Source organism: Pseudomonas sp. 7-41 (genome assembly GCF_021233075.1).
Taxonomy (GTDB): Bacteria; Pseudomonadota; Gammaproteobacteria; order Pseudomonadales; family Pseudomonadaceae; genus Aquipseudomonas; species Aquipseudomonas veronii.
In genome coordinates this window covers 5288247-5300395 of the sequence record NZ_CP089551.1, presented here as the reverse complement: position 1 = coordinate 5300395, position 12149 = coordinate 5288247, and the positions used below count along the sequence as shown (strand labels likewise).

At 61.6% G+C, this 12149-nt stretch carries 9 protein-coding genes; 6 read left to right on the top strand and 3 right to left on the bottom strand.

Annotated elements, in window-relative coordinates; genetic code table 11:
• Window positions 1-17: 17 nt before the first annotated feature.
• Complete coding sequence (locus tag LQ249_RS23960) at window positions 18-2912, bottom strand: ribonucleoside-diphosphate reductase subunit alpha (protein WP_046382345.1); 2895 nt, start codon at window positions 2910-2912, stop codon at window positions 18-20.
• 785 nt (window positions 2913-3697) lie between these two features.
• Between LQ249_RS23960 and LQ249_RS23955 the strand changes: the two genes are divergently transcribed.
• A complete protein-coding gene (locus LQ249_RS23955) occupies window positions 3698-4423 on the top strand; it encodes a response regulator (protein ID WP_046382346.1) in 726 nt (241 codons plus the stop codon).
• Window positions 4420-6030 (top strand): ATP-binding protein, encoded by a 1611-nt coding sequence (locus LQ249_RS23950; RefSeq protein WP_057005508.1) that lies wholly within the window; start codon window positions 4420-4422, stop codon window positions 6028-6030. Before LQ249_RS23955 ends, LQ249_RS23950 begins: the two co-directional genes overlap by 4 nt.
• A gap of 90 nt (window positions 6031-6120) precedes the next feature.
• Here the strand turns inward: LQ249_RS23950 and LQ249_RS23945 are convergent, their stop codons facing one another.
• The gene (locus LQ249_RS23945; protein ID WP_057005507.1) at window positions 6121-6837 is read right to left on the bottom strand and encodes a 4'-phosphopantetheinyl transferase family protein; all 717 of its coding nucleotides are present in this window, start codon (window positions 6835-6837) and stop codon (window positions 6121-6123) included.
• 132 nt (window positions 6838-6969) lie between these two features.
• On the opposite strand from LQ249_RS23945, the gene LQ249_RS23940 reads away from it, so the two are divergent.
• Genes LQ249_RS23940 through LQ249_RS23930 form a run of 3 tightly spaced genes read left to right on the top strand, consistent with a single transcriptional unit; the run spans window position 6970 to window position 9317 of the window.
• Window positions 6970-7278 (top strand): hypothetical protein, encoded by a 309-nt coding sequence (locus tag LQ249_RS23940; RefSeq protein ID WP_057005506.1) that lies wholly within the window; start codon window positions 6970-6972, stop codon window positions 7276-7278.
• An 18-nt stretch (window positions 7279-7296) separates the two neighbouring features.
• Entirely contained in the window at window positions 7297-7974 is a 678-nt protein-coding gene (locus tag LQ249_RS23935; RefSeq protein WP_046382350.1) for a response regulator, read from the top strand.
• Entirely contained in the window at window positions 7971-9317 is a 1347-nt protein-coding gene (locus tag LQ249_RS23930; RefSeq protein WP_046382351.1) for an ATP-binding protein, read from the top strand. The genes LQ249_RS23935 and LQ249_RS23930 overlap by 4 nt, the downstream gene beginning before the upstream one ends.
• A gap of 21 nt (window positions 9318-9338) precedes the next feature.
• Here LQ249_RS23930 and LQ249_RS23925 read toward each other — a convergent pair whose 3' ends face one another.
• Window positions 9339-10337, bottom strand: a complete 999-nt coding sequence (locus tag LQ249_RS23925; RefSeq protein WP_232565947.1) for an AraC family transcriptional regulator — start codon at window positions 10335-10337, stop codon at window positions 9339-9341.
• A gap of 339 nt (window positions 10338-10676) precedes the next feature.
• On the opposite strand from LQ249_RS23925, the gene LQ249_RS23920 reads away from it, so the two are divergent.
• Window positions 10677-12008 carry a dicarboxylate/amino acid:cation symporter gene (locus LQ249_RS23920; protein WP_057005505.1) on the top strand — a complete coding sequence of 444 codons (1332 nt, stop codon included), beginning with the start codon at window positions 10677-10679 and terminating at the stop codon, window positions 12006-12008.
• The last annotated feature ends 141 nt before the right edge of the window (window positions 12009-12149 follow it).

Below are 12149 nucleotides of genomic sequence, written 5' to 3'. Positions count from 1 at the left end.
CCCGGAACGTGCTCAGCTTATTGGCAGGCTTCGCAATCCGGCTCGTCGATCGCGCAGGCTTTCGGCACGGGGGCCGGGCCGGCTGGTGCGGCGAGCACCGAGTCATCACCGTGGTTGCCGCTGGAAACCGCGTTCAGCTTGCCGGTGTTGATGGTCGACTTCTCGGTGCTGGTCGCGGCCAGGGCACGGAGGTAGTAAGTGGTTTTCAGGCCACGGTACCAAGCCATGCGGTAGGTCACGTCGAGCTTCTTGCCCGAAGCGCCGGCGATGTACAGGTTCAGCGACTGCGCCTGGTCGATCCACTTCTGGCGACGGCTGGCGGCGTCAACGATCCATTTGGTGTCCACTTCGAAGGCAGTCGCGTAGAGCTCTTTGAGTTCTTGCGGGATGCGCTCGATCTGCTGCACCGAACCGTCGTAGTACTTCAGGTCGTTGATCATGACCGAGTCCCACAGGCCGCGGGCTTTCAGGTCGCGAACCAGGTACGGGTTGATCACGGTGAATTCGCCCGACAGGTTCGATTTCACATACAGGTTCTGGTAGGTCGGTTCGATCGACTGCGACACGCCAGTGATGTTGGCGATGGTCGCGGTCGGTGCGATGGCCATGATGTTGGAGTTACGGATACCTTTCTGCACACGGGCACGTACCGGCGCCCAGTCCAGGGATTCGTTCAGGTCAACGTCGATGTACTTCTGGCCACGTTGCGCGATCAGGATCTGTTGCGAATCCAGCGGCAGGATGCCTTTGGACCACAGCGAGCCCTGGAACGTCTCGTAGGCGCCGCGTTCGTCGGCCAGGTCGCAGGAAGCCTGGATCGCGTAGTAGCTGACCGCTTCCATGGACTTGTCGGCGAACTCGACCGCGGCGTCCGAACCGTAAGGAATGTGCTGCAGGTACAAAGCGTCCTGGAAGCCCATGATCCCCAGGCCAACCGGACGGTGCTTGAAGTTGGAGTTCTGCGCCTGTGGCACCGAGTAGTAGTTGATGTCGATCACGTTATCGAGCATGCGAACAGCGGTGTTGACAGTGCGCTCCAGCTTGGCAGTGTCCAGCTTGCCGTTGACGATGTGGTTCGGCAGGTTGATCGAGCCCAGGTTGCAAACAGCGATCTCGTCCTTGTTGGTGTTCAAGGTGATCTCGGTGCACAGGTTCGAGCTGTGGACCACGCCTACGTGCTGCTGCGGGCTGCGCAGGTTGCACGGGTCTTTGAAGGTCAGCCATGGGTGGCCGGTTTCAAACAGCATGGACAGCATTTTACGCCACAGGTCTTTGGCCTGGATGGTCTTGAACAGCTTGACCTTGCCTGGGTACTCGGTGAGGGCTTCGTAGTACTCGTAGCGCTCTTCGAAGGCCTTGCCGGTCAGGTCGTGCAGGTCCGGCACTTCGGATGGCGAGAACAGGGTCCACTTGCCGTCGTCGAAGACACGCTTCATGAACAGGTCAGGAATCCAGTTGGCGGTGTTCATGTCGTGGGTACGACGACGGTCATCGCCGGTGTTCTTGCGCAGCTCGATGAACTCTTCAATGTCCATGTGCCAGGTTTCCAGGTAGGCACACACAGCGCCTTTGCGCTTGCCACCCTGGTTGACCGCTACGGCGGTGTCGTTGACGACTTTCAGGAACGGTACGACGCCCTGGGACTTGCCGTTGGTGCCCTTGATGTACGAACCCAGTGCGCGCACCGGCGTCCAGTCGTTGCCCAGGCCACCGGCGAATTTGGACAACATGGCGTTGTCGTGGATCGCGTGGTAGATGCCCGACAGGTCGTCCGGCACGGTGGTCAGGTAGCAGCTCGACAGCTGTGGACGCAGGGTACCGGCGTTGAACAGGGTCGGCGTGGACGACATGTAGTCGAAGGACGACAACAGGTTGTAGAACTCGATGGCACGGTCTTCTTTGTGCTTCTCTTCAATCGCCAGGCCCATGGCCACGCGCATGAAGAACACTTGCGGCAGTTCGAAGCGGATACCGTCCTTGTGGATGAAGTAACGGTCGTACAGGGTTTGCAGGCCCAGGTAGGTGAACTGCTGGTCGCGCTCGTGGTTGATCGCCTTGCCGAGTTTTTCCAGGTCGAAGGTGGCCAGGACCGGGTTCAGCAATTCGTATTCGATACCCTTGGCGATGTAGGCCGGCAGGGCCTTGGCGTACAGGTCGGCCATCTCGTGGTGGGTGGCGCTGTCGGCCACGCCGAGGAAGCCCAGGCCTTCGGCACGCAGGGTGTCCATCAACAGGCGCGCGGTGACGAACGAGTAGTTCGGCTCGCGTTCAACCAGGGTACGGGCGGTCATCACCAGGGCGGTGTTGACGTCGGTCAGGGCCACGCCGTCGTACAGGTTTTTCAGGGTTTCGCGCTGGATCAGGTCGCCGTCGACTTCTTCCAGGCCTTCGCAGGCCTCGGTGATGATGGTGTTCAGGCGGCCCAGGTCCAGCGGCGCGAAGGTGCCGTCGGCCAGGGTGATGCGGATCGATGGGTGCGCGTGTACGGCGGCTTCGTCGGCCGGGGAGCGAACGGCACGTTCCTTGGCGCGCGAATCACGGTAGATCACGTAGTCGCGGGCGACTTTCTGCTCGCCGGCACGCATCAGGGCCAGTTCGACCTGGTCCTGGATTTCTTCGATGTGGATGGTGCCGCCCGAAGGCATGCGACGCTTGAAGGTCGCGGTGACTTGTTCGGTCAGGCGGGCAACGGTGTCGTGGATGCGCGACGAGGCGGCAGCGTTGCCGCCTTCAACTGCAAGAAACGCTTTGGTGATGGCGACGGTGATTTTGTCATCGGTGTAAGGAACGACAGTGCCGTTACGCTTGATCACGCGCAGTTGGCCGGGTGCAGTGGCGGACAGATCCATATTCGAATCAGCGGCCTGCGGCACGGAGCCCTGCGGGTTCTCGCGAGTTGTGTCGGTTTGCATGGGGGGTTGTCTCCACATTCTATATTTATTTGGGCACCATCACGGTGCCCACCGTTCCGTCCTGAAGCACTTACAGCAGGCCTTGGCCTGGCATAACAACTTCGGGACAGGAGGAAGGGGGGCTTATCGCGCCGCTTCCATGCCGAAGTCTTCGGTTTGGCGCTCAAAAGCGCCTCGCCGTATTCCTGGTGGGTGACAGTTGCCCGGTTCAAGCACTGCAACACCCGTACCGTTTTACGCTGTTGGAGCGCTAAAACGGTTGCCATCCGCATGAGCGGTTTGGGCTTTCAAAAAATGCTGGAGTTGGACCAAACAGGAGCAAGAAAGGGCTTGAGTTTCTTGTCTGATTTGTGTTTGGTCTTTTAGTTCAAAACCCTACATGTAGGGTTTTTTTGGCGCCGAGGTACAAGATAATGCGTTTTTGGAGGCTTAGCAATCCAGGGCCTGTGGATAACGCTGTGAGTAAAATGTGTATGAAACGTAGAATGCCCGTGTAGGCCGCAGTACTGCTGGACCGCGCCGTTTGTCACTGAATATTCCAAGAAAAAAACGGCTCTTTGGATTTTTGAGGGCGCGAACCCTATCACAAAAAAACCGCATCACCGAATGCATTTCCTGGCTTGTGTTCGAGGGTTGGGGCATGGCTACAATCGATCATTGTTATGCCCTCACAACATTACAAATAAGGTGTGGCTGGCGAAGATCAACATGTGGGAGGGAGCAAGTCCCCTCCCACATTTGATCGAGCAGACCAACCAATCCCCTAATAACAACGAGGATTACCTGTGGAGCATGAAGCCTGGCAAATCCTGATCGTCGAGGATGACGAGCGATTGGCCGAGTTGACCCGTGATTACCTGGAGAGCAACGGCCTGCGCGTGTCGGTGGAAAGCGACGGCGCCCAGGCTGCGGCGCGGATCATCGCCGAACAGCCGGACCTGGTGATTCTCGACCTGATGCTGCCCGGCGAAGATGGCCTGAGCATCTGCCGCAAGGTGCGCGAGCGCTACGACGGGGTGATCCTCATGCTCACCGCGCGTACCGACGACATGGACCAGGTATTGGGCCTGGACATGGGCGCCGACGACTACGTGTGCAAACCCGTGCGCCCACGCCTGCTGCTGGCGCGTATCCAGGCCCTGTTGCGCCGCAGCGAGCCAGCGGAACCGGCCGTCGCGCAAAACCAGCGCCGCCTGCAATTCGGCCCGCTGCTCGTGGATAACGCCCTGCGCGAAGCCTGGCTGCAGGGCGACGGCATCGAACTGACCAGCGCCGAGTTCGACCTGCTGTGGCTGCTGGTGGCGAATGCCGGGCGCATCCTGTCGCGCGAAGAAATCTTCATCGCCCTGCGCGGCATCGGCTACGACGGCCAGGACCGCTCGATCGACGTGCGTATCTCGCGCATCCGTCCGAAGATCGGCGACGATCCGATCCACCCGCGCCTGATCAAGACCGTGCGCAGCAAAGGCTATCTGTTCGTCCCCGAAGCCGCTGGCGACATACCGCTGTGAACTCGATCTTCCTGCGCATCTACGGCGGCATGTGCGCGGCGCTGATCCTGGTGGCGCTGCTGGGCGTGCTGGCGTTGCACCTGCTCAACGACGTGCGCAGCGGGCAGTACCGTGAACGTCTGGCCCACGGCACCTTTGCCTTGATGGGAGACAACCTGCAACCCATGAGCGTGATCGAGCGCCAGCGCGCGCTGGCGGTGTGGGAGCGCCTGTTGGGCATTCCCCTGATGCTGCGCACGTACACCGATGCCCAACTGGACCTCGGCCAACGCACCCGCCTGCAGCATGGCCAGGTGCTGGTGCAACAGACCGGCCCCCATGCGGCGCGGGTCCTGCGTTTGGTCAGCGAGCAGGATCAGTTGGTGCTGGAAGGTGAAGTGCAACAGATCAGCGAGCAATTGGCGCGGGCGACGATCTACCTGTTGGCCGACGAGTTGGTGCGTTTTCCGGTGGCCGAGCAACCGCAACGCCTGGCGGATATAAAGGAAGCCAAAGGGTTTGGCTTCGAGATGCACCTGATGGCCCTCGATCAGGCCGATATGGACGACGACCAGCGCCGCCGCGTGTCGGAGGGCGATACGGTGATGGCGCTGGGCAAGGGCGGCGACTCGATTCGGGTGTTTGCCGGCATGGTCGGCACGCCCTGGGTGCTTGAAATCGGCCCGTTGTATCAAATGAACCCGTACCCGGCGCAATGGTTGATCCTGATCGCATTGATCGGCCTGACCCTGATTGGCCTGATCGTCTATCTGTTGGTGCGTCAGCTCGAGCGCCGGCTCAGAGGCCTGGAGGCCGCTGCCACGCGTATTGCCAAAGGCAACCTGGAAGTGCGCGTGCCCGCGCGCGGCGCCGACTCGGTGGGGCGCCTGGCCGCCGCCTTCAATGGCATGGCCGAGCACCTGCAGCAGTTGCTCGCGATCCAGCGCGAACTGGTGCGCGCGGTGTCCCACGAGTTGCGCACCCCGGTGGCGCGCCTGCGTTTCGGCCTGGAGATGATCGGCGAGGCCGCCACCCCGCAGGCCCGGCGCAAATACCTCGAAGGTATGGACAGCGATATTCAGGACCTCGACGGCCTGGTCGACGAAATGCTCACCTACGCGCGCCTGGAGCAGGGCGCGCCGGAGCTGAATTTCCAGCGGGTCGACCTCAATGCGTTACTCGACCAGGTGATCGGCGAATTATCGCCACTGCGCCCGCAGGTCAGCGTGAGCCGTGGTATCTGCCTGTCATCGGTGCATTGGGACGATGCCTGGGTCGATGCCGAACCGCGCTACCTGCACCGCGCCCTGCAGAACCTGGTGAGCAACGCCATGCGCCATGCCCAGGGCCGGGTGCTGATCAGTTACCAGGTCGGCCAGGTGCGCTGCCGCATCGATGTGGAAGACGATGGCCCCGGCGTACCGGAAAGCGCCTGGGAACGCATCTTCACGCCGTTCCTGCGCCTGGACGACAGCCGAACCCGCGCCTCGGGCGGGCATGGCCTGGGCTTGTCGATTGTGCGGCGGATTATTCATTGGCATGGCGGGCGGGCATTGATCAGCAAGAGCAACAACCTGGGAGGGGCGTGCTTCAGCCTGAGTTGGCCACGGGACCAGGATAAATCCTGATACTGCTATCGGGAGCAAGCCGAACCCTCGCACCGCCCCTCTTGGAATGCATTCCAGTGTGGGAGGGGGCTTGCCCCCGATGACGCTAGATCAGACGCCGATTGCTACAAGGCTCAACAACTGTTCCCCATCCACCGCAAATTGCCCAACCAACTCCTTGCCGTGGCACCACTCGCCGGACAACTCCGTCAGCAGCCGCAACCGCATCTGGCCGTGCTCGGACCATTCCACCACTTCGGCATGCTCAAAGTAGAAGCGCTTCTGCACGATCGGGTAGAGCGCCTTGAACAGGCTCTCCTTGGCCGAAAACGTCAGTGTCACCAGCTGCGCATGTTGCTCACGCGGCAACCTGGCCATGCGCTGCAACTCATCGGCGGTGAGAATTTCCCCCGCCAGGCGTTCCGCGCGCTCCAGGCTCAGGACATTTTCCAGGTCCATCCCCAGCCCGCGCCATTGCGCCTTGTGCCCGACGATTGCCGCCGCGTGCCCGCTACTGTGGGTGATGGAGCCGCTGATGTGCGGCGGCCACACCGGCGCCCGGTCTTCGCCGATTGCCGGCACGCAGTCCAGGTTATCGAGCTGTTGCAAGGCGGCGCGGGCGCATAACCGTCCGGCGAGAAACTCCGCCTGGCGCTTGGCCACCGAACGCTGGATGCTCGCCGGCGGCGGCACCGCGCTGCGTTGGAAATCACCGGCGATCAACAGGGCCGGATCAAAGCGCGTACTGAGCAACACCGTACCCGGCAAGGGATCGGGCAGTGGCCAATGGGCGTCGAGTGGGGTGCAGCAAGCGGGTAGGGGCGTCATGGGCGGTATTTTGCCGAGTTGGCGCGCCAGTGGATAGTCCGTAGCGGTTCAGGCCAGGTTCAGAGCCTGTTCAGGGGGAGTTCAGGGGCGCTTGCGTAGTGTGGGCCTACAGCCTACGTGGAGGTAAGTACCATGACTGCAATCAAGAAGCTGATGTTGGCGTTGACCATGTTCAGTGCCACCGCCGGGGCGCAGGCCAGCGATGGCGCCTTTGCGGCATTCGGTAGCGAGAGAACCAAGAAATCCAGCACGCTGATGCAGCGTGTGAGCTTCGAGGCGGTGCGCAGCCAGGCCGCGCCTTGGGGCCAGTCGCTGGGTTCGAGCAGCCCGCAGGCGACGTATCGTGCCGGTTATGAGCATCTTGGTGGCCAATACAATGGCATTAAACTGCGCCCGCAAGACCTGCAGGGCCGCTATGATATCCCTCTGTCGGACAGTTGATTTGCCTTGGAGAGCCTTATGAAATTGCTGGTCGTGGAAGATGAGGCTCTGTTGCGTCATCACCTGTATACCCGCCTGACCGACAGCGGGCACGTGGTCGAAGCCGTGGCCAACGCGGAGGAGGCCTTGTACCAGACTGGCCAATTCAACCATGACCTGGCGATCATCGACCTCGGCCTGCCCGGCATGGGCGGTCTTGATCTGATCCGCCAACTGCGCGCCCAGGACAAGACCTTCCCGATCCTGATCCTCACCGCTCGCGGCAACTGGCAGGACAAGGTCGAAGGCCTGGCCGCCGGCGCCGACGACTACGTGGTCAAGCCGTTCCAGTTCGAAGAACTGGAAGCGCGGATGAACGCGTTGCTGCGTCGTTCCAGCGGCTTTACCCAATCGACCATCGTCGCCGGCCCCTTGCTGCTGGACCTCAACCGCAAGCAGGCCTCGTTGGACGAGCAACCCCTGGCGCTGACCGCCTACGAGTACCGGATTCTCGAGTACCTGATGCGTCACCATCAGCAGGTAGTGCCCAAGGACCGCTTGATGGAACAGCTCTACCCCGATGACGACGAGCGCGACCCGAATGTCATCGAAGTGCTGGTCGGCCGCCTGCGCCGTAAACTGGAAGGCCCGGGCGGGTTCAAGCCGATCGACACCGTGCGCGGCCTGGGCTATCTGTTCAATGAGCGCTGTCGTTGATTCGCTCGTTACGTGTGCGCTTGATGCTGGCGGCCGCCACCCTGGCCGTGCTGTTTATGCTGGGTTTGTTGCCGGCCATGCAGGGCGCGTTCAGCCTGGCCTTGCAGGACTCGATCGAGCAGCGCCTGGCGTCGGACGTCACCACCTTGATTTCGGCGGCGCGGGTTGAAAACAACCGCCTGCAAATGCCGGCGCAGTTGCCGGACGAACGCTTCAACCTCACCGATAGCCGGTTGCTCGGTTATATCTACGACCGCGAAGGCCATCTGGTGTGGCGCTCGCGGGCGACCCAGGAAGAAAACATCAACTACAGGCCGCGCTATGACGGGCGCGGGAATGAGTTTGCGCGGATTCGCGAGGGCAATGGCCAGGAATTCTTCGTGTATGACGTCGAGGTCAAGCTGCTCGGCGGCAAGAGTGCGGCGTTCAGCATCGTCGCGCTGCAACCGGTGCGCGAATACCAGTTGACCCTCGAAGGTCTGCGCGAAAACCTCTACCTGGGCTTCGGCGCGGCGTTGCTGGTGTTGCTGACGTTGCTCTGGCTGGGCCTGACCTGGGGCCTGCAAGCGTTGCGGCGCCTGAGCCAGGAGCTGGACCAGATCGAAGGCGGCACCCGCGAAAGCCTCAGCGAAGAACACCCGCGCGAACTGCTGCGCCTCACCGGGTCTCTCAACCGCTTGCTGCACAGTGAGCGCGAGCAGCGTACCCGCTACCGCGACTCCCTCGACGACTTGGCCCACAGCCTGAAAACCCCGCTGGCGGTGTTGCAGGGCGTGAGCGAAGACATGGCCCAGCGCCCCGAAGACCGCGACCAGGCCTGGGTGCTGCAATCGCAGATCGAACGCATGAGCCAGCAGATCAGCTACCAGTTGCAGCGCGCCAGCCTGCGTAAAAGCGGCCTGGTACGCCATCAGGTACGCCTGCAGCCGGTACTGCAAAGCCTGTGCGACACGCTGGACAAGGTCTACCGCGACAAGCACGTCAAAGTGAGCTTCGTATTGCCGGACGCGTGCGATGTGCCCATCGAAAAAGGCGCCTTGCTGGAACTGCTCGGCAACCTGCTGGAAAACGCCTACCGCCTGTGCCTGAGCGAAGTGCGTATCAGCCTGGTGGAAAGCCTGGATGGCATCGAACTGTGCATCGAAGATGACGGCCCCGGTGTGCCGCCCGACCAGCGCGCGCGGATTCTGCAACGGGGCGAGCGGCTGGACCGCCAGCACCCGGGGCAGGGGATCGGCCTGGCGGTGGTCAAGGACATCATTGAAAGCTACGGCGCGCGCCTGACCCTGGGCGACTCGCCTTTAGGGGGCGCGGCGTTCAAGATCCACTTTCCGGCCGTTTGACCTTCCTTGAGTGGCGCCTGCCTAACTCTCCTGTGCCCGATAAGCCCCCGGCGTCAATCCCGTCCACTTCTTGAACGCCCGATGAAACGCCGACGGCTCGGAGAACCCGAGCTGCCCGGCAATTTCCTGCAATGACAGATCCGCGCGTCCCAGGTGGTAAATGGCGATGTCCCGCCGCAGCTCATCCTTGAGCGCTTGAAAACTGCTGCCTTCTTCACGCAGATGTCGGCGCAGGGTCTGCGGGCTGATGTGCAAGTGCTGGGCAACGGCGTCCAGGTCCGGCCAGGGTGTGCGGTCACGGCTGAGCAGGCGGCGGATCTGGCTGCTCAAACTGTCGCCCTCATCGGGCCGCGACAACAAGTCGGCGGGGGAGCGCTGCAGGAAATGCTTGAGGGTGCGCTCGTCCTGCAGCAGCGGCAGGCTCAAGTAACGGGCAGGAAACACCAGGCTGCTGTTCGGTGCGTCGAACACCTGCGGGCAGGGAAACAACAAGTCGTACTCGCTGGCGTGGGCCGGCATCGGGTAGCTGAATGTGGCCTGCTGCAGGCGGATGCGCTGGCCGATCAACCAACTGCCGAGGCGATGCCAGATCAGCAGCAGGGATTCGCTGAGAAAGTGATCCGGGTCCCCGAGCTGGGAGTCGTCCAGGCTCAAGCGGGCCATTTCGCCTTCCCGTGTCAGCTGCCAACGCGGACCTTGTGGGAATAGGCTGTAAAACAACAAGCCGCGTTCGAGTGCCTTCTCCAGGGTGCGGCAATGGATCAGCGCGTGGCACATCATGGCGAACGTGCCGCGCTTGCTCGGACCTTCGGCAAAGCCCAGGTATTCGTCGTCCAGCGCGAGCCAGAGCATTTGCAACAGCCGGGTAAATTGTTCCGGGGCGATGCGGGCGCGGGGTTCGTTCAGCAGTTCCGGGGTGATGCCCACCTGCTGCAACAGGCCCGAGTAGTCGTAGCCGGCCCGGCGCGCACCGCCGAGGGCCGCTCGGGCGTAGTGACTGGCGATGGTACGTTCGCGCATGCAAGGGCCTCGTCCATGGAAGGGCGGATGGTAGCCATCACCCGCTACAGCGACAAGGCGGATATCCGCCAAATTGTAGGACGAGATACGGCGAGTTGGCGGAAACCCGCCATGCAATGGACGGCGCTCAGGCGCGCCTTGATCCCTCCAGCCCTGATGTCTAAGGGGCTTCAGGCCGTTTAAGCAAAGTGGCACGACGTTTGCGATAAGGATTACAGCGCAGGCTTGGTCCTACAGGTCTCGCAAACAACAAATCCCTCCAGTGCAGGAGGGTTCGCAATTCAAGTGCCGTGGGCAATGGCGGATATTTGCCACACGGGACGATTGAGGAACTTTGCAATGACGACTCGTCAGCCACTGTACAAATCCCTGTATTTCCAGGTGATCGTTGCCATCGTTATCGGTATTTTGCTCGGTCACTTCTACCCGCAGACCGGTGTGGCGCTCAAGCCGCTGGGTGACGGGTTCATCAAACTGATCAAAATGGTCATCGCCCCGATCATCTTCTGCACCGTTGTCAGCGGCATCGCTGGCATGCAGAGCATGAAATCGGTCGGCAAAACCGGCGGCTACGCGCTGCTGTACTTCGAAGTCGTGTCCTCCATCGCCCTGCTGATCGGCCTGTTCGTGGTGAACGTCGTGCAGCCGGGCGCTGGCATGCACATCGACGTGGCCACCCTGGACGCATCCAAAGTGGCGGCCTACGTGACAGCTGGTAAAGACCAGAGCATCGTAGGGTTTATCCTCAATGTGATTCCAAACACCATCGTCGGCGCATTCGCCAACGGTGACATCCTGCAAGTGCTGATGTTCTCGGTGATCTTCGGTTTCGCCCTGCATCGCCTGGGTGCCTACGGCAAGCCGGTGCTGGACTTCATCGATCGCTTCGCCCACGTGATGTTCAACATCATCAACATGATCATGAAGCTCGCGCCAATCGGTGCCCTCGGCGCCATGGCGTTCACCATCGGTGCCTATGGTGTCGGCTCGCTGGTGCAACTGGGCCAGTTGATGATCTGCTTCTACATCACCTGCGTCCTGTTCGTGGTGGTGGTGCTCGGCGCCATCTGCCGCGCACACGGTTTCAGCGTGCTGAAACTGATCCGCTACATCCGTGAAGAGCTGCTGATCGTTCTGGGTACGTCCTCGTCTGAATCGGCACTGCCACGCATGCTGATCAAGATGGAGCGTCTGGGCGCGAAGAAATCCGTGGTTGGCCTGGTGATCCCGACCGGCTACTCGTTCAACCTCGACGGTACCTCGATCTACCTGACCATGGCTGCCGTGTTCATCGCCCAGGCGACTGACACCCACATGGACATCACCCACCAGATCACCCTGTTGCTGGTGCTGCTGCTGTCCTCCAAGGGCGCTGCAGGCGTGACCGGCAGTGGTTTCATCGTGCTGGCCGCGACCCTGTCGGCCGTGGGCCACCTGCCGGTTGCCGGCCTGGCGCTGATCCTCGGCATCGACCGCTTCATGTCCGAAGCCCGCGCGCTGACCAACCTGGTCGGTAACGCCGTGGCGACCCTGGTTGTCGCCAAGTGGGTCAAGGAGCTGGACGAAGACAAGCTGCAAGTCGAGCTGGCTTCCGGTGGTCGTGGGATCTCCGACACCCGTGAAGAAGATGACCTGGGCGTGGCCGAAGGCCCTGCGCCGGTGATCAAGTAACCCGCTGATGGCGTGAACTGACGCCCACAGCAATCCGCAAACGCCCCGACTGGTTCGGGGCGTTTGCGTTTCTGCGCGGCCAAATTCGAATTTTTTGGTTTACAGTTAGTCAATGCTCCATCAAAGGCCCGGTGAAGATCC